The 25,954-nt window shown below is 60.9% G+C and carries 15 protein-coding genes; 9 read left to right on the top strand and 6 right to left on the bottom strand.

Annotation, left to right across the window (positions count from 1 at the left end; all coding sequences use genetic code 11):
- Positions 1-5: 5 nt before the first annotated feature.
- The 4 genes from atpA to EB812_RS01950 form a co-directional block, all read right to left on the bottom strand.
- Entirely contained in the window at positions 6-1,514 is a 1,509-nt protein-coding gene (gene atpA / locus EB812_RS01965) for a F0F1 ATP synthase subunit alpha (RefSeq protein WP_118229635.1), read from the bottom strand.
- 3 nt (positions 1,515-1,517) lie between these two features.
- Positions 1,518-2,069, bottom strand: coding sequence for an ATP synthase F1 subunit delta (gene atpH, locus EB812_RS01960; protein WP_118229634.1), 552 nt, complete (start codon positions 2,067-2,069; stop codon positions 1,518-1,520).
- Complete coding sequence (locus EB812_RS01955) at positions 2,066-2,647, bottom strand: ATP synthase F0 subunit B (protein ID WP_118229633.1); 582 nt, start codon at positions 2,645-2,647, stop codon at positions 2,066-2,068. Before EB812_RS01955 ends, atpH begins: the two co-directional genes overlap by 4 nt.
- A gap of 70 nt (positions 2,648-2,717) precedes the next feature.
- Positions 2,718-3,137: an ATP synthase F0 subunit B gene (locus tag EB812_RS01950; protein ID WP_118229632.1), complete on the bottom strand. Its 420-nt coding sequence runs from the start codon at positions 3,135-3,137 to the stop codon at positions 2,718-2,720.
- A 394-nt stretch (positions 3,138-3,531) separates the two neighbouring features.
- On the opposite strand from EB812_RS01950, the gene EB812_RS01945 reads away from it, so the two are divergent.
- The 4 genes from EB812_RS01945 to EB812_RS01930 all read left to right on the top strand — a co-directional run bounded on the left by EB812_RS01945 (position 3,532) and on the right by EB812_RS01930 (position 10,818).
- The gene (locus EB812_RS01945) at positions 3,532-4,149 is read left to right on the top strand and encodes a hypothetical protein (RefSeq protein WP_118229631.1); all 618 of its coding nucleotides are present in this window, start codon (positions 3,532-3,534) and stop codon (positions 4,147-4,149) included.
- A gap of 158 nt (positions 4,150-4,307) precedes the next feature.
- Positions 4,308-6,884 carry a preprotein translocase subunit SecA gene (secA, locus tag EB812_RS01940; protein WP_118229630.1) on the top strand — a complete coding sequence of 859 codons (2,577 nt, stop codon included), beginning with the start codon at positions 4,308-4,310 and terminating at the stop codon, positions 6,882-6,884.
- Positions 6,885-7,394: 510 nt separating this feature from the next.
- Positions 7,395-10,136, top strand: coding sequence for a magnesium-translocating P-type ATPase (mgtA, locus tag EB812_RS01935; RefSeq protein ID WP_130957760.1), 2,742 nt, complete (start codon positions 7,395-7,397; stop codon positions 10,134-10,136).
- A gap of 64 nt (positions 10,137-10,200) precedes the next feature.
- Positions 10,201-10,818, top strand: coding sequence for a nitroreductase family protein (locus EB812_RS01930; RefSeq protein WP_130957759.1), 618 nt, complete (start codon positions 10,201-10,203; stop codon positions 10,816-10,818).
- 149 nt (positions 10,819-10,967) lie between these two features.
- Here EB812_RS01930 and EB812_RS01925 read toward each other — a convergent pair whose 3' ends face one another.
- Together EB812_RS01925 and EB812_RS01920 are read right to left on the bottom strand one after the other, a co-directional pair.
- A complete protein-coding gene (locus EB812_RS01925; RefSeq protein WP_118229627.1) occupies positions 10,968-12,449 on the bottom strand; it encodes an aldehyde dehydrogenase family protein in 1,482 nt (493 codons plus the stop codon).
- Between the two features lie 576 nt (positions 12,450-13,025).
- Positions 13,026-14,789, bottom strand: a complete 1,764-nt coding sequence (locus EB812_RS01920) for a DEAD/DEAH box helicase (RefSeq protein WP_118229626.1) — start codon at positions 14,787-14,789, stop codon at positions 13,026-13,028.
- A gap of 507 nt (positions 14,790-15,296) precedes the next feature.
- Between EB812_RS01920 and wecB the strand changes: the two genes are divergently transcribed.
- The 5 genes from wecB (at position 15,297) to EB812_RS01895 (ending at position 25,761) form a co-directional block, all read left to right on the top strand.
- Complete coding sequence (wecB, locus tag EB812_RS01915) at positions 15,297-16,475, top strand: non-hydrolyzing UDP-N-acetylglucosamine 2-epimerase (RefSeq protein ID WP_118229625.1); 1,179 nt, start codon at positions 15,297-15,299, stop codon at positions 16,473-16,475.
- The gene (locus tag EB812_RS01910; protein WP_118229624.1) at positions 16,475-18,805 is read left to right on the top strand and encodes a glycosyl transferase family protein; all 2,331 of its coding nucleotides are present in this window, start codon (positions 16,475-16,477) and stop codon (positions 18,803-18,805) included. Before wecB ends, EB812_RS01910 begins: the two co-directional genes overlap by 1 nt.
- Positions 18,806-18,992: 187 nt before the next feature.
- A complete protein-coding gene (locus EB812_RS01905; RefSeq protein ID WP_118229623.1) occupies positions 18,993-21,956 on the top strand; it encodes a tetratricopeptide repeat protein in 2,964 nt (987 codons plus the stop codon).
- A gap of 11 nt (positions 21,957-21,967) precedes the next feature.
- On the top strand, positions 21,968-23,014 hold the full coding sequence (locus tag EB812_RS01900) for a DUF4434 domain-containing protein (RefSeq protein ID WP_118229622.1): 1,047 nt from the start codon (positions 21,968-21,970) through the stop codon (positions 23,012-23,014).
- A gap of 647 nt (positions 23,015-23,661) precedes the next feature.
- Positions 23,662-25,761: a methyl-accepting chemotaxis protein gene (locus EB812_RS01895; RefSeq protein ID WP_118229621.1), complete on the top strand. Its 2,100-nt coding sequence runs from the start codon at positions 23,662-23,664 to the stop codon at positions 25,759-25,761.
- Positions 25,762-25,954: the final 193 nt, after the last annotated feature.

The following is a 25,954-nucleotide window of genomic DNA, read 5'->3' as shown; positions in this document are numbered from 1 at the left end:
GGGCCCTAGGCCGTCCAGCCCTGTTTGAAGGCTGTGATGGCTTCGGTCAGCGCTTTCTCCACTGCCTCGTCAATGACCTTTTTGTCCTTGATGGCGTCCAGCACGTCCTTCCTGGTGTCGCGCAGGAAGGTGAGCATGTCGGCTTCAAACTTGCGCACGGATTCCACCGGCACGTCGTCCATATAGCCGCGCGTGGCGGCATAGATGGAGGCCACCTGCTCATGGGCGGGCATGGGCTGGTACTGGGGCTGCTTGAGCAGCTCCACCAGACGTGCGCCGCGCTCGAGCTTGGCCTTGGTGCCCTTGTCCAGGTCCGAACCAAACTGAGCGAAGGCCGCCAGTTCGCGGTACTGGGCCAGGTCCAGACGCATGGTGCCGGCCACCTGCTTCATGGCCTTGATCTGGGCTGCGCCGCCCACGCGGGACACGGAAAGGCCCACGTTGATGGCCGGGCGCACGCCGGCGTTGAACAGGTTGGGTTCCAGGTACACCTGACCGTCGGTGATGGAAATCACGTTGGTGGGGATATACGCCGAAACGTCGCCCGCCTGAGTTTCGATGATGGGCAGCGCCGTCATGGAACCCGCGCCCAGTTTGTCGCTCACCTTGGCCGCGCGTTCCAGAAGGCGCGAGTGCAGGTAGAAGACGTCGCCGGGGAAGGCTTCACGTCCCGGAGGACGACGGAGCAGCAGGGACATCTGGCGGTAGGCCACAGCCTGCTTGGAAAGGTCGTCGTAAATGATCAGGGCGTGTTTGCCGTTATTGCGGTAGTGCTCGGCCATGGTGCAACCGGTGTAGGCCGCAATGTACTGCAAAGGCGCGGGGTCGGAGGCCGTGGCCGAGATGATGGTGGTGTACTCCATGGCGCCGTAGCGGCGCAGGGTGTCGGCCACCAGGGCGACGGAAGACTTCTTTTGGCCGATGGCCACGTAGAAGCAGTGAATGTCCGTCTCTTTCTGGGCCAGAATGGCGTCGATACACACGGCCGTTTTGCCCGTCTGGCGGTCGCCGATGATCAGCTCGCGCTGACCGCGGCCGATGGGCGTCATGGCGTCGATGGCCTTGAGGCCCGTGGGCATGGGTTCGTGCACGCTCTTACGGGCGATGATGCCGGGGGCCTTGATTTCCACCGGGCGGACATGTTCGGCCTCAACGGGGCCGAGGCCGTCGATGGGTTCGCCCAACGGGTTGAGGACGCGGCCCATGACCTTGTCGCCTACGGGCACGGAGAAAATCTTGCCCGTACGTTTGACCGGGTCGCCTTCTTTGATGCCCACGTCCGGTCCGAGCAGCGCCACACCCACGTTGTCGGCTTCCAGGTTGAGCACCATGCCCATGACGCCGCCGGGGAACTCCAGCAACTCCATGGACATGGCGTTCTGTACGCCGTACACGCGGGCGATGCCGTCACCGACGTAGAGCACGGTGCCGGTTTCGCTCATTTCTACGCGCTGCTCGTAGTTTTTGATTTGATCCTCAATGATCTTGCTTATCTCTTCCGCTTTGATCTGCATGTGCTATTCACCCCTCTTGAATGTCTCCCGAAGGATTCCCAACTGCGCGCGCAGACTTGCGTCCAGCACCCGATCCCCCAGCTTGAGCACCATTCCCCCCAGTATGTCTTTATCCACGGCAAAGGTCAGTTCAATGTCCGCGCCAGCCTTTTTCTGCAGCGCGTCCTTGAGGTTGGCTTTTTTGTCGTTGGAAAGTTTCACCGCGGTAATGCACTGTCCGCGGAGGATACCCTTGGCCTCGTCCAGCATTTTGCCGTACCAGGCCGCAATTTCGTCAAGGAAGGCGAGCCGTTCCTTGTCCGCCAACAGGAAGCAGAAATTGCGCATGGTCTGGTCGGCCTTGAGCTTGTCCAGCAGTTTGCCAAGCACCGCCTTTTTTTCTTCTACGCCGATGACCGGGCTTTTGAGGGTCTGGCCCAAGTCCGGGGCGGCGGCAAGCATCTCGCCCAGAGAGGCAAGACACGCGCCGTGCGCGCTCAGGGCTTGATCCCCTTCCTCCCTGCCCAGGGCGAAGATGGCGTTGGCGTATCTGCGTGCAACCACAGTGTCGATCAATGGAGCACCACCTTGTTAAGCGAGTTGGCGATCAGCTTGTCGTGTTCTTCCGCCGTGAGGCGTGCGCTCAGGGCTTTGGCCGTGGCGTCCACGATCTCGTCGGCGATGGCGGAGCGCACCTGGGCGAACACGGCACGGCCCTCGTTTTCGGCGGTAAGGCGCGCCTGTTCCACAATCTGGGCCGCCTGACGCCGCGCCTCTTCCACAATGCCCTGCTTCAGGGCTTCGGCCTGGGTGCGGCTTTCGGCCAGAATGGCCTCCCGCTCCGCATTGAGGTTGGCGATGCGCGTTTCCACCTCGGCCAGTTGGGTCTTGGCCTGCGCACGGCGCTGCTCAAGACCGTCCAGAGAATCCTTGATGCCCTGCCGGCGGTTTTTGAAATAGCGCTTGGCCAACCCGCCCACAAAGTACCAGAGGATACCCGCAAAGATCACGAAGTTGAGCACACGCCAGCCGAAGTCGCTCCAGCGCGGCGCCGCGTGGCCTTCACTGGCGCAGGCTGCCTGGGGCAGCAGCACCAGCGCCGCAGCGACGCAGAAAAGCGGCAGGATAAACCCCGCGTGTTTCCATTTGCTCAAAGCCCACCCCCTCGGTCAAACAGTTAGCCATGCGCCGGCAAAACGCTCCCTGCGCTCCGGCATACCACCCCTAGCCCTTGAGCAGCCTGTCGGCCAGACGCGCCGAAAGACCGTCCACCTTCCCGCGCAGCTCCGCAAGGGTTGCGGCGGCCTGAGCCTCCAGCGCGGCGCGCGTTTCAGTCAGAATGTCGCGGGCGCCCTTTTGCGCTTCGCCCACGATCTGCTGCTGCTCCGTCACGCCGGCCGCCCGGCCTTCCTCGCGCTGCAGCCCGGCGTCCTGACGGGCGCGGGTCAGCTCGGCCTCATAGTTGGTAAGACGCTCGGAAGCCTGATACTCAAAGGAGCCGGCTTCTTCTTCCATACCTTCCAGGATGCCGTTGCGTTTTTTGATAATGGCGCGGATCGGCCGGATAAGGAGGATATTAAGCACATACACAGCGATAAAAAAGTTCGCCAGCTGAAACACCAGTGTAACGTTCAGGTCCAGCATGCCGCGTCCTCCTCAAACGATGCGGATTGAAGGAAAAAAGTGTAAGCCCTTGCAACATATCCGCTCGCCCCTGTTCTGTCAAAGGGTATTGGTGACAAATTTCGCAAACTCCCCAAAAAAAAATTGCAGCCCCTAAAAAAGGGCTCCAACCGCCCGCTTTTACGAGCGGCTTTCCGGGGCAGCGGTCTGTCACACTTTTTCACAAACCGTTATTATTGTCGTTTTTCTGCTGTTTTTATCCTGCCCGCAGAGGTTGGGGCGGGCTAAGGGGCCGGTATCAAAAGGTGCGGCCGCATCCCGGCGGGCACATGGACAAGGGCAGCAAAAGGCGGTATAATTTTTTTAACGAGCTGAATCCGCAATGCGCGCGCAGTCGCGCTGGGAAGGAGTTTATATGTTGCAATTACGGATACTCGCCCTGCTGGGGGTCCTGCTGCTGGGCCTGGCCCAGAATCCGGCGCGGGCGGGCGAAGGGGGCGGGATTACGGCCCGCAGCGTGTTTGCCCTGCTGCCGGCCAGCATTTTTGAGAATACGCCCGAGGGCTTGAGCGCTGCCGAAAAGCAGCGCTTGCTGGCGGAAGGCCATGCGGAATTTTGGGAAATCGCCGGCGAGACTGAGGATGTGCTGGTTTTCGCCTCGCTGCCGTTCAGGGATGCGGCTGTGGCGTTGCGGCTGTTCCGGCATCTGGATGACGGCGCCGTGGAGGCGGCCGTAGGCACTCTGGGCGGCCCGGTGTGCACGCTGGAACTGTGGCGGGTGGACGCCTCTGGTCGGGCGGTACCGGCGGACACGCCGCCGGAGCCGGACGTGAGCGAGTTTTTGGCCAAAGGGCAGAAGCTGCCGCCCGACGTGCGGGCCACGGTAATGCTTTGCCTGGGGCTGGGCGGGCTCAAGGCCCTGCCCCTGTTCTGGACCAGCACGGGCATGGCGCATGTGCCGGTAGCCAACAGCGTGGGTTATCAGTGGAACGGCGCGGTTTTTGAAAAGCGGGTGACCCCGGCCGACGAATAAATCGGACGGCGGGGCGGCCGCAGCTGTGGGGGGCGCATTGCCAAGGCGGCCAGGATGTCTTACTTAAGGGGGCTGCCGCCGGGTTTCAGGGCGGCAGGGCGACGTCGCGCCGGTTTTGGCCGAGGGCGTTGCGCATCCCGCCATCTCGAGGAGACCCCATGTTCGGCTTTCTTTTCAAAAAGATATTCGGCAGCAAAAACGAAAGATATCTGCGTCGGCTGCGGCCTCAGGTGCAGCGCATCAACGCTTTGGAAGAGCAGATGCGCGCCCTGGAGGACGCGGATCTGCCCGCCCGCATCGTCCAATACAAAACAGCGGTACAGGAGCAGGGCCAGAGCCTGGACGCCCTGCTGCCCGAAGTTTTTGCCTTGGTGCGCGAGGCTGCGCGCCGCGTGCTGGGCATGCGGCACTATGATGTGCAGCTGGTGGGCGGCATGGTGCTGCACAAGGGCAAAATTGCCGAGATGAAGACCGGCGAAGGCAAGACCCTGGTGGCCACCTTGCCCGTGGTGCTCAATGCCCTTACGGGCAAAGGCGTACACGTGGTGACGGTCAACGATTACCTGGCCCGGCGCGACGCCCAGTGGATGGGGCAGCTCTACGGCTTTCTGGGGCTCAGTACGGGCGTGATCATTCATGATATGGACGATGAGGAGCGCAAGGCCGCCTATAACGCCGACATCACTTACGGCACCAACAATGAGTTCGGCTTCGATTATTTGCGCGACAACATGAAATTCTACGCCAGTCAGTTGGTGCAGCGCGGGCACAACTTCGCCATTGTGGACGAAGTGGACTCTATTCTTATTGACGAAGCCCGCACGCCGCTGATCATTTCCGGCGCGGCGGACGAATCCGTGGACATGTACCGCACGGTGGACGCCGTGGTCTGCCGGCTGACGCCGGAGCACTATACCATTGACGAAAAAGCCCGCACGGCCATGCTTACAGACGCGGGCGTGGCCCGTTGCGAAGAACTGCTCAACGTGGACAACCTTTTTGATCCGGCCAACATCACGGCCCAGCACCACGTTATGCAGTCCCTCAAGGCGCATCTGGTTTTCAAGCGTGACGTGGACTATATTGTGCAGAACGACCAGGTGGTCATTGTGGACGAGTTCACGGGCCGCCTTATGGCCGGACGCCGCTATTCCGATGGCCTGCACCAGGCGCTGGAGGCCAAGGAACACGTTACCGTGGCCGCTGAAAATCAGACTTTGGCCTCCATCACCTTCCAGAACTACTTCCGCCTGTATGACAAACTTTCGGGCATGACCGGCACGGCCGACACCGAGGCCGTGGAATTCCACCAGATTTACAATCTGGAGGTGGTTTCCATCCCGCCCAACCGGCCCATGATCCGCAAGGACTACCCGGACCTTATCTACCGCAGCCGACAGGAAAAATTTGACGCCATTGTGGACGCCATTGTGGAACTGCACCAGCGCGAACAGCCCGTGCTGGTGGGCACCATTTCCATTGAAACGTCTGAAATGCTCTCGCAGCGCCTGACCAAGCTGGGCATCCCGCACAGTGTGCTCAACGCCAAACAGCACGAGAAGGAAGCGGAAATCGTGGCCCAGGCCGGGCAGAAGGGCAAGGTGACCATTGCCACCAACATGGCCGGCCGCGGCACGGATATCGTGCTGGGCGAGGGCGTGGTGGATCTGGGCGGCCTGCACATTCTGGGCACGGAGCGGCACGAGAGCCGCCGCATTGATAACCAGCTGCGCGGGCGTTCCGGCCGTCAGGGCGACCCCGGTTCCTCGCGCTTCTACCTTTCGCTGGAAGACGACCTCATGCGTCTGTTCGGTTCCGACCGCATCAAGGGCCTTATGGAAAAGCTGGGCCTCAAGGACGGCGAAGCCATTGAGAACGCCATGGTCACCCGTGCGGTGGAAGGCGCGCAGAAGCGGGTGGAGGCCCACCACTTTGAAATCCGCAAGACGCTGCTGGATTACGACAACGTCATGAATCAGCAGCGCGAGGTCATCTACACCCTGCGTCGTGAACTCATGGTGGAGGCGGACCTCACCCCTGTGCTGGACGAATTCATGGGCGACGTGCTGGACGACGTCTACTCCTCCCTGGACCACGCCGCCCCCGACGACACGGACCTGCGCGAAGCCGCTCTGGGCCGCCTGCGCGACGTCTTCAACCTGGAACGCGCTCTGCCCGAAGGGGCCCGCCTGCCTGAACGCGAGGAATGCGACGCGCTGGTCCGCAGCCAGTTCGACCGCCTGCGGGAAGAGGCCGGGACCGGTTATCAGGATATTTTGCGCTTCTTCCTGCTGGAGGAGCTGGACCGCTGCTGGAAGGAGCACCTGCGCAACATGGACGCCCTGCGCGACGGCATCGGTCTGCGCGGCTACGGTCAGCGCGACCCCAAGCTGGAGTACAAGCGCGAGGGCTTTGAGATGTTTCAGGCCATGCTCTTCCAGATCCGTGAGAGCGTGTTCCGCACCCTGACCCGCGTGCACGTGCGGCTGGAGGAAGCGGCCGCCCAGAATGCGGCGGCTGCGGCCAATGCGGTGGAAGCATCCGAACCGGAAGGCACGCCTCTGGCCCGGCAGTACCGGCACAAGGAAGACTCAGGCCTTTCCTATTCCGGCGGCGGCGAAGAGGCCGAGGCCGCGCACAAGCCCGCCAAGGCCGCGCCGCGAGTGGGCCGCAATGATCTTTGCCCCTGCGGCAGCGGCAAAAAATACAAAAAATGCTGCGGCCGGGGCAAATAGTGGTTTTTCCGCCGTGCGTCGGCCCGCAGCCGTCCTGCCGGGACTGTGGGTATGGAGAAACAGGCGGCTATGCTGCCAGGACATCCTCGGTCGGCAGGAGTGGGCTGTAGCCGCGGTGCGGCGATGCGGGAGCGCGGTGCGGCTGCCCCACGGCACGTTGTGAAGCGTCCGTTGCGGCATGTCGCTACATGCCGTCCCTGCCCCGCGGGCAGCGGGCGTGGCATCCGAGCTTGGGCTCCGGCCACGACGGCCTGTTGTGGATACAGGTTTTCTCTCGCTGGCTTCAGTCCGGCCCAGCAGCGGGACGCCTCTGCGGCCAGCCTTTGTGGGGATGAAGAACCCCCGCGCAAGGGCGGCCGCACGGCCCTTGCACCGCGCGGCCGTCGCGGCGTTTCATCCCTTTCCCACACTCGCTGAGGACGTTTTTCCGTACCGTCGTCCGTTTTCCTTCTGCCCGTCCGTATTCCCACTATCCCCCCACTGGCCTGTGTCGTCAGCACGGAGGCCCCCATGCTCCTGCGTCTCCCCTCAGTTCTGGCCCGTCTTTGCGGCCTGCCGCGTGTGGGCCGTCGCTCTGTTCCCGCCGCCCCGTCCCGTCAGGCCGGTGAGGCTGCGGCGCGGCTTGCCGCCGCCGCAACCGCCGCGCCGGATGCGGTGCTGCAACGTCTGGGTTCGGCTGCTGCAGGCCTTGGCGCGGCACAGGTTTCCGCCCTGCGCCAGCGCTACGGGGCCAATGTCCTGGCCGTGAAAAACCGGGACAGCCTGGCCCGGCGCTTGTGCCGTTCCTTTGTTAATCCCTTCAGCGTGGTTCTGCTGGTGCTGGCCTGCGTGTCCTTTATCACGGACTATCTTCTGGCCGCCGCCGGGGACAAAGACCTCACTGCCGTGCTCATCGTGGCGGGCATGGTGCTGGTGAGCGGCACGTTGCATTTTGTGCAGGAGGCGCGATCGGGCAACGCCCTGGCCCGGCTGGAGGGCATGGTCAAGACCACCATCGCCGTGCTGCGCGACGGCCGGGAGCGGGAACTGCCCATAACTGACCTGGTAGTGGGCGATGTGGTGCGGCTGGCCGCGGGCGACATGATCCCGGCGGACATGCGTGTGATCCGGGCCAAGGATCTTTTTGTGAGCCAGTCCTCGCTGACGGGCGAAAGCGCGCCGGTGGAAAAGTTTGCCCGCGCTTTGCCTGCTGAGGCCGCGCGCCAAAGCCCCCTGGACTGCAACAATCTTGTTTTTTTTGGCAGCAACGTGCTGAGCGGCGCGGCGCACGGGGTGGTGCTGGCCGTGGGCGGGGCCACGCTGTTCGGCTCTTTGGCGCGGCAGCTTTCCGTCACGGCCGCGCCCACCAGCTTTGACAAAGGGGTTAACGCCGTTTCCTGGCTGCTGCTGCGGCTCATGGCCTGCATGGCCCCGGTGGTCTTTTTTATTAATGGCCTGACCAAAGGGGATTGGGTGGAGGCCGCCATCTTCGCCCTTTCCGTGGCCGTAGGGCTGACGCCGGAGATGCTGCCCACGGTGGTTTCGGCCAATCTGGTGCGCGGGGCCGTGTTTATGGCTCGCAAGAGGGTCATTGTCCGTCGGCTCAACGCCATCCAGAACCTGGGAGCCATGGACGTGCTCTGTACGGACAAGACCGGCACGCTGACCCAGGACAGGATTATTCTGGAATATTCCCGTGATATCCACGGCAAGGACGACGACGATGTACTGCGCCACGCTTTTTTGAACAGCTGGCTGCAGACGGGCCTCAAAAATCTGCTGGATGCGGCCGTGGTCAGCCACGCCGATGAAAAACGCATGCAGGATCTGCGGCAAGGGTACCGGCTGGTGGATGAAATGCCCTTTGATTTCAGCCGTCGACGCATGAGCGTGGTGGTGGAGGGCGGGGACGGCAAGAGGCAGATCATCACCAAGGGCGCGCTGGAAGAGATGTTGGGCATCTGCACGGCAGCGCGGGACAATGGCGTGGATGTGCCCCTGACCCCGGAGCTGCGCCAGGACATTACGGCGCATGTGCACCGCTACAACGCTGACGGCCTGCGCGTGGTGGCCGTGGCCGTCCGGGCCGTGGACGCCGCGCCCCGCGCCTATGTCGTGGACGATGAGCGGGATATGACGCTGCTGGGCTTTCTGGCCTTCCTGGACCCGCCCAAAGAATCGGCCGCCAGAGCCGTGGCCGCGCTGGAAGGGCACGGCGTGCGCGTCAAGGTGCTTACGGGCGACAACGACGCCGTCACCCGCAGCGTTTGCCGTCAGGTGGGGTTGCGCGGCCGGCGGGTGCTGCTGGGCGCGGACCTGGAGGGCATGGACGCCGCCGCCCTGGGGCGGGCGGTGGAGCGGGCCGACGTTTTTGCCAAGCTGAATCCGCTGCAGAAGGCCCGTATCGTTACCAGCCTGCGGAGCAACGGCCATGTAGTGGGCTTCATGGGGGACGGCATCAACGATGCGCCGGCCATGAAAAACGCCGACGTGGCCGTTTCCGTGGATACGGCCGTGGACGTGGCGCGGGAATCGGCGGGCGTTATCCTGCTGGAGAAAGACCTCACTGTGCTGGAAGCCGGGGTGATGGAGGGCCGCCGCACCTACTCCAACATATTGAAATACATAAAAATTACTGTAAGTTCCAATTTCGGCAACATGCTTTCTGTACTCACGGCCAGCCTGTTGTTGCCCTTTTTGCCCATGACGCCGCTGCAGATCCTGATTCTCAACCTGCTGTACGACCTCTCCTGCACGGCCATGCCCTGGGATAACGTAGACGCGGACATGCTGGCGCGGCCCAGCGTCTGGAACAGTGGAGGCATCCAGCGGTTCATGCTCTGGTTCGGACCGGTCAGTTCTCTGTTTGACCTGCTTACCTATGCGCTGCTGTTTTTTGTGATCTGCCCGGCAGCCCTGGCGGCGGGAGGCTGGGCCGGACTGGACCCGGCCGGGCGCGCGGCCTTTGTGGCCCTGTTTCAGGCGGGCTGGTTTGTGGAATCCATCTGGACCCAGACCCTGGTGCTGCACATGCTGCGTACGCCGCGGGTTCCTCTGCTGCAGAGCCGCGCCGCCTGGCAGGTGACTATGCTGACCTTTCTGGGCGTGGCCGTGGGTACGGCCATTCCTTTTGCCCCTTTGGGGCGCTGGCTGGAAATGGGCGCGCTGCCTGTCGGATTTTTCCCCTGGCTGCTGGCCGTGCTGACAGGCTATCTTGGCCTGGTCAGTGTGGTGAAGCTCCGCTTTGTGCGGCGGCATCAGGCCTGGCTGTGAGCCGCGTACGTTTTTTTCGGCGCTCCCGCCGACCATCCTTATCCTTCAAGGAGGCAGTATTGTTATGATCCGTCATCTGCGTCAGACCCTTTCCTTGCTGTTGTCTCTGGCAGCCCTGGCCGTACTGCCGTCAGTGTCGGCCCAGGCCGCTTCCTCCGGTGCTGCGCCGCGTCTGGAATTGCCCGCGCCGGACAAAAGCGGCGGCCTGCCGCTCATGCAGGCCCTGGCTCAGCGCCATTCCACCAAGAGCGGCTTCAGCGGCGAACCCTTGACGCCCCAACAGTTGGGCGATCTGCTCTGGGCTACTTGGGGCGTCAACCGGGCGGACGGCCGCCGCACGGCCCCCTCGGCCATGAACCGGCAGGAGGTGCTGGTGTTTGCAGCCCTGCCGGACGGCGTGTGGCGCTACGAGCCCGACCACGCTCTGGTCCGGGTGCTGGAGGGCGACCGGCGCGCGGCCATGGGCGGCGGTTCGCTGACCCTGCTTTACGCTGCGCCGGCCTCCAGCCCGTGGTCGGGCATGCATGTGGGGTCGCTCTACCAGAACGCCGGGCTTTACTGCGCTTCGGCCGGGCTGGGCAGCTATGTGCACGCCTCCGGCCTGCGCGCCCTGGAGGGGCAACTGCCCCTGCCCGAAGGCTGGCGCGTGCTCATAGTCCAGACCGTGGGCGTGACGCGGTAGGGTCGTAAAAAAAGCCCTTGCGTGGGGAACGCAAGGGCTTGGGAAGGGGACGGCCCGCGCTGGCAGGCGGGCCCGTCCGGAGGGAGCGGGCGGACGCGGTCGGCAAGCGTCCGCCCGCACCATTTGGGGCGGCAGGCCCGCCGGGCGGCCTACGGATAGAGGCCGGTGGGCATTTCCGCCATATTGATCATAATGTTTTTCTGCTGGGTGTAGTGCTCCAGGATAACCTTGTGGGTTTCGCGGCCGAGGCCCGATTCCTTGTAGCCGCCAAAGGGCGCGCCAGCCGGGATGCTGTTGTAGGTATTAACCCACATGCGGCCCGTTTCAATGCCGCGGCAGACGCGCAGGGCGCGGTTGATGTCGCGGGTCCAGACCGCGCCGCCCAGGCCGTAGACGCTGTCGTTGGCCATGGCAATGACTTCTTCTTCACTCTTGAATTTGATGAGCACGGCCACGGGACCAAAAATTTCGTTCTGTGCCACGTGCATTTTATTGGTGACATTGCCGAGCAGGGTGGGCCGCATAAAGCAGCCTTTGGCCAGGGGGCCGTCGGTGAGGCGCTCGCCGCCGCAGAGCAGGGCGGCGCCTTCGGCTTTGCCCTGTTCCACACACATGAGAATGGCCTTAAGATGGGATTCGTAGATCTGTGCGCCCATCTGCGTGTCCGGTTCCCAGGGCAGGCCTACGTTTACGCGGTTGAAGCGTTCCACAGCCTCGGCCACGAATTTGTCGTATATATCCTCATGCACAAATACGCGCGACCCGGCGCAGCAGACCTGACCCTGGTTGAACAGAATGCCCAGCTGCAGGCCGTCCATAGCCATGTCCCACTGGCAGTCAGGGAAGAAGATGTTGGCCGACTTGCCGCCCAGCTCCAGGGTGGAGGGGATAATGCGCTTGGCCGCGGCCAGGCCCACGTTACGGCCCACGTCTGTGGAGCCGGTGAAGGCCAGCTTGCGGAAGCCGGGATGCTCCAGCATGTACTGGCCGGAGCGCGAACCGCGCCCGGTCACCACGTTGAACACGCCCTTGGGCAGGATGTCGCCCAGCAGGCGGGCCAGCTCCAGCACGGAGAGGGAGGTGTGGTTGGAGGGTTTGAAAACGGTGCAGCAGCCTGAGGCCAGCACCGGGGCCAGCTTCCAGGCGGCCATAAGGAAGGGGAAGTTCCATGGCACTATCTGGCCCACCACGCCGATGGGTTCGCGCAGCACCAGCGAAAGGGTGTTGCCGTCCAGCAGGCTGGCGCTGCCTTCTTCCGTGCGCACTGCTCCGGCGAAGTAGCGGAAGTGATCCGCCGCCATGGGAATGTCCACGTTAAGGGTTTCGCGGATGGGCTTGCCGTTGTCCATGGTTTCCACCATGGCCAGATGTTCCTTGTGGGCGTCAATGACGTCGGCTATGCGCAGCAGCAGGTCGGCGCGCTCGATGGGGTTGACCTTTTTCCAGCTTTGCCAGGCGACTGTGGCGGCCTTGACGGCGCTGTCCACGTCTTCCCTGGTGGCTTCGGCGCAGACGGCCAGGCGTTCACCGTTGGCCGGACAGAAGGTTTCAAAGGTGCCGCCGTCCGAGGCGGGGCGCCATTCGCCGTTAATGTAGAGGCCGTACTGGGAGAGCAACTCAGGTTTCTGCATCTTTTACTCCTCTATTATAATGATGTATATAAGATGTAAACGACACTGACGTATTTCATGTGTCGTGTGTCGGCAGGTAAATATTTTAATAACAACTACAGTATCCTGAAAAAGAACACGGTTGTGAAAAAAATATCACTGTAATTATCACTATATTTGTAAAAATAGTGACAATACTGCTATACTCACGTTTTGTACTAAACGCAAAATAAGCAAAAACTGCAAGCGCATCACGCTCTGTGCGTACATCAGGACAGTTTTTATAAAAAAATGATGCAATCCTGCAGGGATGGCTTTTCAAAAGAGAGCGGTTATCTTGCCTGGTCTGCCGCAGCCCTCTGGAGGGACGGCCACGACGATAACATAGTAATAAACTAAGTTATCATTTGCAAGTCATGGGCTGCAGCGTGCACGGCCTATACTGCCGTGCCTCGTGCTGGCGCGCCATTGCGGCGGCAACAGCAGGCAAAAAAAGGCCCCTGACGTGGTCGGGGCCTTTGGTCTGTGAAGCGGTGGCGCCAGGGCATTCCCATGTTGGAATGCCCTGGCGGTGCGGGCTTGTGGGAATGCCAGATGCTATCGCAAAGTTTTTTTGCCGAATTTTCCTGAGTGCTGGCGGCGCGTCCCGGCAAAAAATTTGCGTGCGGGCGCGCTGCCGCCTTTGCCGGCGTCCACCTTGGCCGTCACCCGCACACCGCAGATAAAGACGCCCCTCTGCAGCACGTCCAGCACCTGGTCGGCAACGTCGGCGGCGATGTCGACCAGGCTGAAGAGCTGCCGGATGCCGATGGCGCCTATCTGGCTGCTGGGTATGCCGCATTCGCCTGCGATGGCGCCCACCATCTGGCCGGGCGTCACCTTGTGGGCACGCCCTACATTGAGTTGCAGGGTAACCATGGGGCCGGTATTTCTGGGGCCGCGTTGCTGCCTGAGCTTATTTTTGCTTTCCCGATCGCCGGGCGTTCCGGTCTGTCCGGGTCCGGCGCTGCGCGGCGCAACGGCAAAGACGTCTTCTCCGGCGGCATTGTTCTGGGTGCCAAAAGTTTTCTGCGCCAGCAGCTTGAGCAGGGCGCCGGCAATGTCCCGGCTGGCGATTTCTCCTTCGGGAAAATATTCGGATACAAAATTTTCCAGCGCCGTCAGCCAGCGTTCCAGCGGGTCTTCCTGAATGGTTTGGCGCACTTCTTCCAGCAGGCGCGCCATGCGGATAGTGTCCACATCCTGCAGGGTAGGCAGTCGCCCCTGGGTGATATGCGCCTTGGTGCAGCGGATGATGTCCCGCAGTTTGAAGTGGTCGCGCGCGGTCACAAAGGTAAAGGCCTTGCCGTCCTTGCCCGCTCTGCCGGTGCGGCCGATGCGGTGCACATATTTTTCCACATCGTGCGGCATGTCGTAGTTGATCACAGCGTCCACAGCTTCCACGTCTAGGCCACGGGCGGCCACATCGGTGGCGATCAGAATATCCACCCCTTCTGTGCGAAAACGCTGCATTACCCGGTCACGCTGGGGCTGGGCCAGGTCGCCGTGCAGCGCGTCGGCCTGGTAGCCGCGCTGTTGCAGGTGGGTGGTCACCTCGTCCACACTGCGTTTGGTGGAACAGAAAACAAGCGCTTTGCGAAAGCCCTGCGCATCCAGAACGCGGCACAGCGCGTCTATTTTCTGGTACGGGCGCACTTCATAGTAGACCTGCGCAATGGCGGGGATGGTCAGCATCTTGTGTGCGATGGTCAGCATTTGCGGGTCGCGCAGAAACCGTTTGCTCAGCTCGCGTATGGGCGGCGGCATGGTGGCGGAAAACAGCACGCGCTGGCAGTCGGTCGGGGCCTGCTCAAGGATGGTTTCAATATCTTCGCGAAAGCCCATGTCCAGCATTTCATCGGCTTCATCCAGTACGATCAAGGATGTCGCGTCCAATTGCAGCGTACCGCGCTGCAAGTGGTCGATGAGCCTGCCGGGGGTGCCCACAACCACCTGCACGCCTTTTTCCAGCGTACGGAATTGTCGTTCAATGGGCTGGCCGCCATAAATGGGCAAAATGGCAATGCCACGTTTTTTTGCGGCCAGACGGCTGAGCTCTGTGGCTACCTGAATGGCCAGCTCGCGGGTGGGGCAGAGCACCAGGGCCTGCACCTTTTTCCCCGGGACAAGTCTTTCCAGAAGCGGCAGGCCGAAAGCGGCGGTCTTTCCGGTGCCGGTCTGGGCCTGACCCACGGCATCGCAGCCGGTAAGCAGGACCGGGACAGCCAGGAGTTGTATGGGAGAGGGCTCTTCAAAGCCCAAATCTTTCACGGCGTCGAGCAAGTCCTGGGACAAGCCCAAATCTTCAAATGATGCGGTCATGTGTTTCCTGTGAATAAAGGTGAGTTCATTATAGTATCCTTGTCTCTGATTCTGCGCAATGGCTATTATTCTTCGCTGACGTGCGGGCGCAGGGGCTTTTTCCCGGCGCCGTGCGGCGGGCCCTGAAAAAGGCAGCCCGGCCGCTGCGCGCAACCCCTGCCCTCCCTGCCAGGTCTGGGGCGGATAAAAAGCGGCGCATGGCGGGAGTGGAAACAGCGCCCCTGTGGATACAAGCGGGGGCAGCGCGAGGCGTAGGAAGCAAGCGCAGCGTTCCAGGTTAATCTAGTAAATACAGCATAGTTGCCATTGTGCTGCTGTGGAACTATAACAGGTGCGCCAAAAAGGTCATGTGGGGAGGTATGTCTTCGCACGAAGTTGGCGAAGGTGTTATTTTGATTGATGTGTAAGCGCCAGAAAAGAGAATGACTATGTGTGTACTTGTGCGTCATCGCTTTTATAGCCAACATTGTTGAAGTGTTTAATAGTTGTTATGACAAAGGAATAAATATGCCTCATCTTCCGCATATAGCCATTGTTATTGGAACCAGGCCGGAAGCCATAAAAATGATTCCCGTCATTCAAGAAGTGTCCGCAGCCAATGACCTGCGCCTCAGCATTATTTCCACCGGGCAGCACCGTGAGATGCTGGAGCAGGTTTTGCACTTGTTTGCGCTCAGGCCCCATATAGACCTGCACCTTATGGCGCCCGACCAGACGCTAAGCTCGTTGACGGAAAAGGCCCTGCACGGGCTTACCGAATATCTAAGTCAGGCCCGGCCGGATATGCTGTTGGTGCAGGGGGATACCACTACGGTTCTGGCCGCCGCCCTGGCGGCGTATTACCTTGGAATAAAGGTTGGCCATGTGGAGGCCGGGCTGCGCAGTCACGACATGGCCAATCCTTTTCCGGAGGAAGCCAACAGACGGCTTACAAGCGTGCTGACAACACTGCATTTTGCGCCCACCATTTCTGCAAAGGAAGCGCTGCTGCAGGAGGGGTACCATGCCGACGACATCGTTGTTACCGGCAATACGGTGGTTGATGCCCTGACCAGACTGTCCGACAAACTTGGGCCGGGGCTGGCGCCGCACCTTGCACCGCTTCTTGGCGGCGCGTCGCGCTTTGTGCTGGTGACGTCGCACCGGCGTGAAAGCTGGGAGCATGGCCTGGCAGACATCTGCGGCGCGGTGGCCGACCTGGCCAGGGCTTTTCCCGATGTTGCCTTTATTTATCCGGTACACCGCAATCCGCATGTGCAGGCAGTGGTTCTGCCTGCTTTGGGGCAGGTGCCCAATGTGCATCTCACGCCGCCGCTGGACTATCCCTCGTTTGTAAACCTGATGCGCGACGCCACGCTTTTCCTGACGGATTCCGGCGGCGGGCAGGAAGAGGCCCCTGCTTTTCACACGCCGGTGCTGGTGTTGCGCACGGTGACGGAACGTCCGGAGGCTTCGCGGCTGGGCATGGCGCAGCTTGTGGGCACGGATCGTGCTTTAATTGTGGCGCGGGCCTCGGAATTGCTTTCAGACGAAGCGGCGCGGCAAAGAATGTGTCGGGGCAACAACCCTTATGGCGACGGCAAGGCGGCACAGCGAATAGTAAGCGCCCTGCGCCGCTATTTTGCCGGAGAAAAACCCGTGCTGCCTGTCGCACAGCAGTTTATCCCCAGAGCAACAGGTTTTTGATGGGCACGCTAGACCTGATTATGCCCTATCTGTTGCTGGGCATTCATATTCTGCTGGCAGGGCTTGGGATTATCTTTGTCATCAGCGGCATTGACGAGCTTGTCATTGATTGCACATATATCATTGACAAGGTCTATCGTTGGATATTTATCCGCCACAAGTTCCCTCCCCTGAGTGAGGCGCAATTGTTGGCGCCGCCGGAAAAGCCGGTGGCGATCATGATTCCATGCTGGGATGAGTCCGCCGTTATTCGGCGCATGTTGAATAACACAATAAAGGTGATAAACTACACAAATTATCAGATTTTTGTCGGCACCTACCCCAATGACCTCAAGACCCAGCGCGAAGTTGCTTTGGTCAGAGAAGAATACGGCAACGTCAACCGCATTGTCTGTCCCAAGGACGGGCCGACCAATAAGGCAGACTGCCTCAACTGGATTTATGCGGGCATCCGGCATTACGAAAAAGAAAACGGGGTACGGTTTGAAATTTTTGTCATGAACGATTCTGAAGATATCGTCCATCCTCTGTATCTCAAGCTCTTCAACTACCTCATCCCGCGCATGGATATGATCCAGCTGCCGGTTTTTCCCATGATGCGGCGCTGGTGGGACTTCACTGCCGGGCACTACGCCGATGAATTTGCCGAAAATCACGCGCGCGACATGCTGGCCCGCGAGATTTTGAGCAAGTCCGTGCCCTCTGCCGGCGTCGGCAGCGGCTACAGCCGTCGTGCGCTGGAACTGCTGGCTGAAGACAGCAATAACCAGCTTTTTAATATTGAATCGTTGACGGAAGACTACGATTTCGGATTGCGCATGCACAAGTTTGGCCTGCGCCAGGTTTTTGTGCGTCAGGTGCTGCGCCACACCGTCACCGAGAAGAATTTTATGGGCAAGACCCGGTTGAAGGTGAAGCGTGAGTACATTGCCATTCGCGAATTTTTCCCCCGCACCTTCACCGCTGCTGTGAAGCAGAAGTCCCGCTGGATTATGGGCATTTCTCTTCAAGGCTGGGCCAATCTCGGCTGGCAGGGCAATCTTCTGACGCGCTATATGCTTTTTCGGGATAGGAAAAGCCTGGTCACCAATGTTGCAAGCATGCTCGCCAACGCCATTGTGCCGGTTGTTCTCTGCATCTGGCTGTATCAGGTTTTTACGCCGGATGCGTATCATTACCCGCCGGCGGTGGCTCCAGGCACATGGATCTGGTATCTTATGCTGGCCAATCTGTTTTTCTTTTGCTGGCGGTCATTGTGGCGCGCCTTTTATGTGTATATGATCTACGGGTTTGGCCAGGCTTTGCTGTCGCTGCCCCGGCTGCTGTGGGCCAACGTCATCAACTTTGCGGCCACCATGCGGGCCTTTCGCCTTTATGCGCGCTATCTGCTTACCGGCAAAGTTATTGCCTGGGATAAAACGGATCACGTGTATCCCTCTGAGGCGGAATTGGTGGCCTACCGCAGGCGGCTGGGCGACCTTATGCTGGACAGGCGTTTTATCACCACCGCCCAGCTGGATGCCGCCCTTGCACGCCAGAAAGAAACCGGCCTGCCCCTTGGGCGGGTGCTGCTGGATATGGGGATGACTACGGAATGCAGGCTGGTGCAGATTCTCGGCATGCAGTTTCACCTGGAAACCCGCTCCATTGACCCGTTCACAACACCGGTGGACGCCCTTGCCGCCCTGCCGCGGTCCATGGCCCTGGCCAACGGCGCTTTCCCCTTGGAAATCAGGCCCACCGGCGAACTTGCCGTTGCAGTGGAAACGCCGCCTTCCGCACAGGCTCTGGCCGCCATGGAGCAGGCCGCGGGGCGTTCCATTGTGCTTTATCTTGTTGCCAGAAGCGATCTCGCCTTTGCCCTGCGGTACGGCTTTGACCGCCTTTCCTCGCCGGGTGCCATCCCAGAATCCGCCCTGGCCGCCGCTCTTGTGGCGCGGAAGCAACTGACCAGGGAACAGCTTGACCAGGCCCGAAGCCTGCAGCGGCAACAATATGCCAGGCTTGGCGATGTGCTGGTTGAGGAACGGGCTTTGGGATATTTGCAGCTGCAACAGGCCGAAGCCCGGTTTTTTGCGCAGCACAATGCCCGATGCAGGTTCGGCGACTTTCTTGTTACGGAAGGGGTGATTACTGCAGACCAGTTACGGCAGGCGTTGGATGCGCAGCAGAAAGCAGTTCCATTGCTGGAAAGCATTGTTGTGCAGCTTGGTTTTGTAACAAAAGAAACGCTGACTGCGACAAAAGAAGCTATAAAAGTAGATGTAAAATCTGCAACGAAAAACATTGTTGCAGCGCAGCAGGCGCAGGCGTCGATGATTCAAAGCTAGGGAAGATTCATTTTAAGAATAAGTAGCGTCAATGGCGCTGTACATTTATTCAGGAACTTAACAGTGCAAATAACTTACGCTTGCGCCTCCACGGCGGGCGTCTGCTTGCGCAGCTGTCAGGGCATTGTGCAACATTGCAATACCCTAATATCCCTGTGGCAAATACAACGCAGATCATGGTCAATACATGTTTAAAATATACATTTTTTTGTTTGTGCTTGTTCTGGCGACCACGCCGCTGCCTGTCTGCGCCCGGGCAGATGCTGCGCCACATGCCGCGCAAAGCGCTCCGTCGGGCAATGGCGGGCTCGGCGATCAGCTGCGTCAGTTCAAAGGGTACCCGCATCTGGACATGGCCTACCGCAAAATGCGGGCAGGCGAAAACAGCGCGGCGGCGGAAGAGTTCAGGCAATACCTGGCCATCATCCCTCAGGACGCCAAGGCCCGTGCGGATTTCATGAACCTGCTCTATCGCATGGGGGAGTACGACGCAGCGCTTGCCCTGCTGCAGGGGCAGCCCGACACGCAGAAAATTTTCGCCTTGCAGCAGACCAGGGGCATGGTTCTCGTCAAGCTGGGCGACAATGACCAGGCCCTGGCCGCCTTTGCCACTGCGCTGGACGCGGCCGGAACCGATGCGGAAAGGATCGCCGCCCTGCGTGCCCTTGTTTTGGTCGGCAAACAGGATGGAGATGAGGAGGTCGTCGCGCGCTATCTGACCCAGGCCCGCGCGCTTGCGCCGGACGACGAAGATCTTTTGCGTGAACAGGCCCTGTTTTACGAACATAAGGGCAATTATAAAGAGGCTGTCCGGTTAAGCGCCCGGTTGGAAAAGCTGCACCCTGGGCCGGAAAATGCCGCGGTTCTGGCCAACAGCCTGTTTCTGGCGTCCCGCTATGCGGAAGCGGCCGCCGTCTATGCCAAGATTGCCGCAAAAGAGCCGCAAATGCTGTACAGGGCAGGGCAGAGCTTTGCCGCGGCGCACCAGGAACAGCAGGCCATCGACATGTTCACGGCTTTTTTGCGCACCGGCGTTTCTCCGCTGCGCAAGGCGGAAACCCTGCTGGCGCTCGGCAATATCTACGCCACTCAGGGCGATGCCCCGCAGGCGTATGCGGCCTTTCATGAAGCCGTGCCTTTGGCCGCGGCCCTGCCCCAAAAGGCTCAGGCGCAGCTGGCCGCCGGACTGGCCTTTGCCGCCATGGGCTCCGGCAAACCGGCGGAGGCAGTGGCGCCTTTGCAGACGGCGCTGCGCCTGGCGGTTTATCCTGGAGAAAAAGTAAGTATTTTCATGCAACTGGCGCAGGCCCATGCCGCATTGGGCGATACGGCAAAAGCCGCAAAGGCGTGGCGGCAGGCGGCCGCCTGCCCAGGGGCCGCACGCGAGGATGTGGCCCTTGCGGAAGAAAGCCTTGGCTATGCCCTCACCGACATGGGCGACCACGTCGGCGCCGAGCGGGCTTTTGGGCGGGCCCTGGAGGCTGCGGGGCCCCGGCGGCGCATTGTCCTTGCCGCAGCCCATGCGGCCTATGCTGCCGGGCTGTATGAAAAAGCTCTGGAGCACTTTGCCCAGGCCGCAGCCATGCACCCGACAACGGACACGTCTCTGGCGCTGGGGCGTACATACGAAAAACTCGGCAAGCCCGGTCTGGCCCTTGTCAATTACAGGCAGGCGGCCCAGGGCATAGCCGCCATGAGCCAGGAAGAACAGCGGAAGTTTTATCTTTCGTTGGGTTTTCTGCAGATGGGGCAAGCCGACTATGCCGCGGCGGCAGAGGCGTTTGGGCAAGCGCTGACGCTGGGCTATGACCCCGCAACGGCAGCGCGTCTTGGGCATGCGGAACTGCTGGCGGGGCAGACGGAGGCCGCCCGGCAGACCTTTGCGGCCATGCCGGACAAAGGGTTGCCCGTCAGCGTGCAGGTGCAGCGTCTTGCAGATCTGGCGTCCATAGCCATCGCGAACGGGCAGTATGAAGAAGCGGAAGCTCTTGTGGCCGCCTCCTTACGCCTGAAAAAGGACGCTGCGCTTTTTTCCCGGCAGGGCGACCTGCTGCGCCGTCTCCAGCGCACGCCGGAGGCCATAGCGGCGTACAGGGAGGCCCTGCGTATGGACAATACTGCGGCCGGTCAGGCCGCTTTGGGCTACGCTTTGAGCGATGCCGGGCAGTATGCGGCGGCAGCCGACGCGTTTGAGCAGGCGCTCGCCGCCGATCCGGACGCTGCACACCTGTGGGAAGACCTTGGTTATGCCTCTATGCACGAGGTCCGCAATGCGCAAAGTGTTGCGGCGTTCAAAAAGGCCATTGATGCCGCCGTAGCGCAAGGGGCGGAAACCGGGGCCGAACAGGTCGAAATAGACAAAAAGATATTCAGGTTGCGGCGTGAGGTCACCAAACTACAGACAAATCTTTCTGCCACGGCCTATCTGTCGTATCTGCCGGACGGCGCAGGCCCTTCCCGCTGGGCCGGGGGAGACACCGCACGCACCATCCGATCCGGCGGCGGCGCCGAGGTCGCCTGGACGCCCCCTGTCCTGGGGCTGCGTGATGACCGCCTCCTTCAGGTTATTGGGCGGGTAAGCGCCAACCTTAACGAGGACGACAGTTTTTCTTTTGACGAAGATTCCTGGCAGGGCGCTGTGGGATTGCGTTACAAGCCGTTCAAAAGCCAGAATTTTAATGTGGGGGCGGAGCGCCTTTTTCATCTGGGCGACAAGGCCGAGGACACCTGGCTGCTGCGGGCCATGTATTCCTGGACAGATGGGTATGACCTTAGCCCCGGCGTCCCGTACTGGAATTATACCTTTTTCTTTGGCGAGTACGATTATTACACCTCTGAAAATGCGCGAAGCGTTGTCTATGGTGAAGTTCGTCAAGGCATGACTTTCAACGTCTATGACAGATTCCTTGTGACGCCGCATGTGGTGGCGGATAGCCGGATTACAGAACCAGACCGCGACCAGACTTCACTGGTTGAATTTGGGGCCGGGCTTTCCTTGCGCTTTTTCCTCCCGGCATTTAACTATGAAGTTCCGCGTTCATCTGTGGAAGTCCTTTTGCAATATAAAAGAGGGACGCTCTTTCATGTGCAGGGGGACGACAAAAACAGTCTGATAGATTCCCTGTTTCTCACCACCAGCATTACTTTTTAGCAGGTTCAGTCATGAAACGCATTGTGCATTTTTTCGTGCTGCTCGGCCTTTTTTGGGCTCCTGCGGCCCCCAGCGCCTGGGGGCGCGCCGCCGGCCCGACGTTTTCCGGCACGTTTCTTCAGTTGTGGAATGCGCACGCGGGCTGGAGCGGGCAGCAGTGGCAGGATCTGCTTGCGTCCATGCGCGCCATAGGCGTTACTGAAATAGTGGTGCAGTGGTCTGTTGACGGCATTGCGCCGGTCCACGACGACGCGCAGCGCGTCGGCCCCTTGCGGCCAGCCCTGGAAAAGGTGCTGCGCGCGGCGCACGACCAACATATGCGGGTGACGCTGGGGCTTGTGCACGACCGCGAGTACTGGGAAAAAATCAAGGGAGATCCTGAGGCTGTACGCCGGTACTTTCATCAGTTGTGCCGGGTCAGCCTGGCGACGGCCGCGGACGTGGCGCGGCTGGATCCCGACAGGGCGGCCTTGTCCGGCCTGTATATTCCGCAAGAAATTGACGACCAGAGCTGGCTTGAACCTGCCCGCCAGGCAGAGCTGCTGCTTTTTCTGAAAAATCTGCGTGCGGGACTGCGAACCCTGGCCCCGGATTTGCCGGTTGCCGTTTCCGGATTTTCCAATGGCTATGCGGCGCCTGAAGCGCTGGAAGGGCTGTGGCGACATATTCTGATGCAGAGCGGCATTGACCGGGTTCTTTTTCAGGACGGCGTTGGCGTGCACAAGCTGCGGGAGCAGGAGGTGGGTCTGTTTTTTCACGCGGTGGCGCGGGCCGCCGCAAGTGCCGGACGTCTGTTTACTCCGGTAGTGGAAACCTTTACGCAAGTGGACGGCGAGCCGTTAAATCAGAAGCCTTTTCGCGCAGTTCCCGCACAGCTGGCAAGGCTGCAGCGGCAGTTGGCCAGCGCCGGAGCCGCGCCGCATGCGGGCATAGTGGCGTTCAGCCTGCCGGAATACTGCTCGCCGATGGGGGGAGAACAGGCAAAAGCCCTCTACGCGGCATATAAAGACTATTACCGCCCGGCGGCAACTGTTCCCCCTGGTCCGGACGGCAAGTAGCACCTTCTGAAGGTGGCCTTTATCTGCGCCACAGGCAAGAGTGGCTTGCCGGTGCGCGCGCCATGGCGCAGAAACCCTCTCCAGAGCAGCTCCCATTCCGGTCAGGCGGTTGTTTGACAATGCCCGGATCTGGCCGGTCCGGCGGGCTCTTTTTATTTCCAGCTCCAGAAAAACAGCGTATAGTTTCGCGTTGTTCCCTGCACATCCTGCCGCCTGGCGGCAACGGTACGGGCCTGGCTCCTCGCCATGTCCGTTGGTTCTTTATATCCTCGCCGGTTTGTAAAAAAATGCACAGGTCTTAAGAAGGTATTGTTTTATCCGATTGTTGCTTATAACGTTTAATATATTTGTTGGTGGTTGGTTTTAGGGCAGTGCAACGTTGCAATGCCCTGCGGTTGCGTAAGCAGACGCCCGCCGGGGAGGCGCAAGCGCAGCTGCAGCCGTTGCGACGTAATAAGTTACGGATGACGACAGCACTGCTTGTTTTTGTGCGCTTAAGCGCCGGAACGCGTGCTTTTTAAACGTTGAGAATGTATCTTCTCAAAATTAATCTGATCTAAGAGCGAGATGTTTCAGTTTTTTCGCCACAGACTGTCCGCGTCAGCTGTGCAGCACAGGCGCGGGCACACAGCACAAAGGAATCTGCCATGAAAATGCGCCTGCAAACCAAGATGCTGTTGTTTATTCTCATCCCTGCCATTGTCGGGCAGTTGCTTGTAGCGGCAGTCAGTTACAGAGTCTCGCAAGAAACGTTGCGGGAACAGGTCTGGCAGGACGGCGCGGCCTTGCTGCAGAGCCAGCGCGTGGCCCTGGCCGCCGTGATCAAGGGCTTGCGCGGCGGGCTGGAGGCCCTGGGCAGCAACCGTCGTCTGCAAGACTACCTGGCCGCCTATGGCAGCCTGGGGCCCGCAGTTATGCGCGGCGCACTTTTTGAGGCGGCGGATGCGGCGCTCAGCACCTTTGTCACGGTCAACCAGAATGTGGCTTTGGCCGGTCTGGTGGCTGCCGACGGCAAGGTCATAGCGCACCACCTTTCCGGCCGCACAGAGCCCAGCAAGACCGTGGGGGCCGACTATTCCGCCCGCGCCTACTTCCGTAAGGGGCTGCAGGGCGAAACCGCCTTTGAAAATCTGTTCAGCCACACCACGGGCGGCATGATGCTCATCCTCAGCATGCCCATAAAGCAGAACGGCAAGGTGGCGGCTGTGCTGCTCATCGGTGTGGACAGCCGCAATATGGCCGACGAGATAACCAGTCAGGTCAAAATGGGCGGCAAAGGCTTTGTGTATGCCTATGAAGACAAGGGCAAGCTGGTGCTGCATCCGGACGGCAAGGCCATCGGCCGCGATGAAAGCAAGCTCCCCCAGGTGCAGCGCGTGCTGCAGTCCGGGGAAGGCCGCCTCACCTACACCACGGAGCAGGGGGCGGAGCGGGTCGTCTTTCACACGCCCATGCCAGAGGTGGGCTGGCGGCTCTGCGTGGAGGTGGACCGGGCGGAAATCCTCGCGCCTGTCCGGAATATGCTCTGGAGCATAGCCCTGGTGACCCTGGGCTGCGTGCTGGTCGTGGGCGTCATGATCACGGTGGTGGCCCGCGGCACGGCGCGGGTTCTGGCCGGGCTTTCGGGCATTACAGATGCTGTTTCCTCCGGACGTCTGGAGCCCGACCCCGCGGAGCTTGCCTTGCTGCGCGCCGCCGGCAGGCGTCAGGACGAATGCGGCGTTCTGGCCCAGGGCATGGAAAAAATGATCGGCGATATCAAGGCTCTGCTGCGCGAGAGCGAACAGAAAACCCGCGCCGCCGAGCAGGCTACAGCCCAGGCGGAGCAGGCCACCGCCAGGGCCGAAGCGGCCGCCTGCCAAGCCGCTGCGGCCAAGCGGGAAGGTATGCTGGACGCGGCCCGCCATCTGGAAGAAGTGGTCAATGTCATATCCTCCGCTTCGGCGGATCTCTCTTCGCGCATAGGCCTTTCCAACCGCAGCGCCGCCGAGGCCGCCCAACGCCTGCACCAGGCTGCCGCCGCCATGGAGGAGGTGAACGCCACGGTGCGCGAGGTGGCCCACAACGCCCAGGAGGCCGCGGCCGCTTCTGACGCCACCAAAACACAGGCTCTGGAGGGCGCGGATATCGTCACCCAAGCTGTAGACGGCATCGAGTCGGTGCGCAGCCGGTCTCAGGCCATTCGGGAGGATATGGACCTGCTCGGCCGGCAGGCCGACGCCATCGGCAAGGTGCTGCAGGTTATTGCCGACATTGCGGACCAGACCAACCTGTTGGCCCTCAACGCGGCCATTGAGGCGGCGCGGGCGGGCGAGGCCGGACGCGGCTTTGCCGTGGTGGCCGACGAAGTGCGCAAACTGGCGGAAAAAACCATGACCGCCACGCAGGAGGTGGGGCGGGCCATTGGCGGCATTCAGGATGGCACGCGCAAAAACATCGCCAATGTGGAGTCTGTGGCCGCAGCCATTGAAAGCGCGGCGGATCTTTCCGCCCACTCTGGCCAGTCGCTGCAGCAAATTCTGGCTCTGGTGGCCCAGGTTAACGACAGAATCCAGTCCATAGCCGCCGCCAGTGAGCAGCAGTCGGCCACCAGCGAAGAGGTGAACCGTTCTGTAGAGCAGGTGGCCGCAGCCTCTACGGAAACCGTCCAGGCCATGGAGCAGGCCACGCACGCCGTGGAAGGACTGACCCAGCAGGCTCTGGTGCTGCAAACGCTCATCGCCGACCTGGAAAAGCAGGACAACTAGGGCATTGCAATTCTGAAAGCTCCTGCGGTTGCGTAAGCAGCCGCTCACCGTGGAGGCGCAAGTGTAGCTTTGGCCGTTGCGACGCAGGAACTTGGCCCGCGACGAAGGAAGGTACGGGCAAAGCCAGCAGCGCTATGCAGTTGCGCGGTTAAGGCCGGAATGCGTGTACCGTAAATTTTGAGCATACATGTTC

This window comes from Desulfovibrio legallii (genome assembly GCF_004309735.1).
Taxonomy (GTDB): domain Bacteria; phylum Desulfobacterota; class Desulfovibrionia; order Desulfovibrionales; family Desulfovibrionaceae; genus Desulfovibrio; species Desulfovibrio legallii.
The sequence above is the reverse complement of the archived record's forward strand: the minus strand, read 5'-3'. Positions and strand labels throughout refer to the sequence as shown.

Coding starts and splice junctions, on each gene's coding strand:
- atpA (WP_118229635.1), bottom strand. CDS start 1,514: ATGCAGATCAAAGCGGAAGAGATAAGCAAGATCATTGAGGATCAAATC.
- EB812_RS01950 (WP_118229632.1), bottom strand. CDS start 3,137: ATGCTGGACCTGAACGTTACACTGGTGTTTCAGCTGGCGAACTTTTTT.
- EB812_RS01945 (WP_118229631.1), top strand. CDS start 3,532: ATGTTGCAATTACGGATACTCGCCCTGCTGGGGGTCCTGCTGCTGGGC.
- secA (WP_118229630.1), top strand. CDS start 4,308: ATGTTCGGCTTTCTTTTCAAAAAGATATTCGGCAGCAAAAACGAAAGA.
- mgtA (WP_130957760.1), top strand. CDS start 7,395: ATGCTCCTGCGTCTCCCCTCAGTTCTGGCCCGTCTTTGCGGCCTGCCG.
- EB812_RS01930 (WP_130957759.1), top strand. CDS start 10,201: ATGATCCGTCATCTGCGTCAGACCCTTTCCTTGCTGTTGTCTCTGGCA.
- EB812_RS01925 (WP_118229627.1), bottom strand. CDS start 12,449: ATGCAGAAACCTGAGTTGCTCTCCCAGTACGGCCTCTACATTAACGGC.
- EB812_RS01920 (WP_118229626.1), bottom strand. CDS start 14,789: ATGACCGCATCATTTGAAGATTTGGGCTTGTCCCAGGACTTGCTCGAC.
- wecB (WP_118229625.1), top strand. CDS start 15,297: ATGCCTCATCTTCCGCATATAGCCATTGTTATTGGAACCAGGCCGGAA.
- EB812_RS01910 (WP_118229624.1), top strand. CDS start 16,475: ATGGGCACGCTAGACCTGATTATGCCCTATCTGTTGCTGGGCATTCAT.
- EB812_RS01905 (WP_118229623.1), top strand. CDS start 18,993: ATGTTTAAAATATACATTTTTTTGTTTGTGCTTGTTCTGGCGACCACG.
- EB812_RS01900 (WP_118229622.1), top strand. CDS start 21,968: ATGAAACGCATTGTGCATTTTTTCGTGCTGCTCGGCCTTTTTTGGGCT.
- EB812_RS01895 (WP_118229621.1), top strand. CDS start 23,662: ATGAAAATGCGCCTGCAAACCAAGATGCTGTTGTTTATTCTCATCCCT.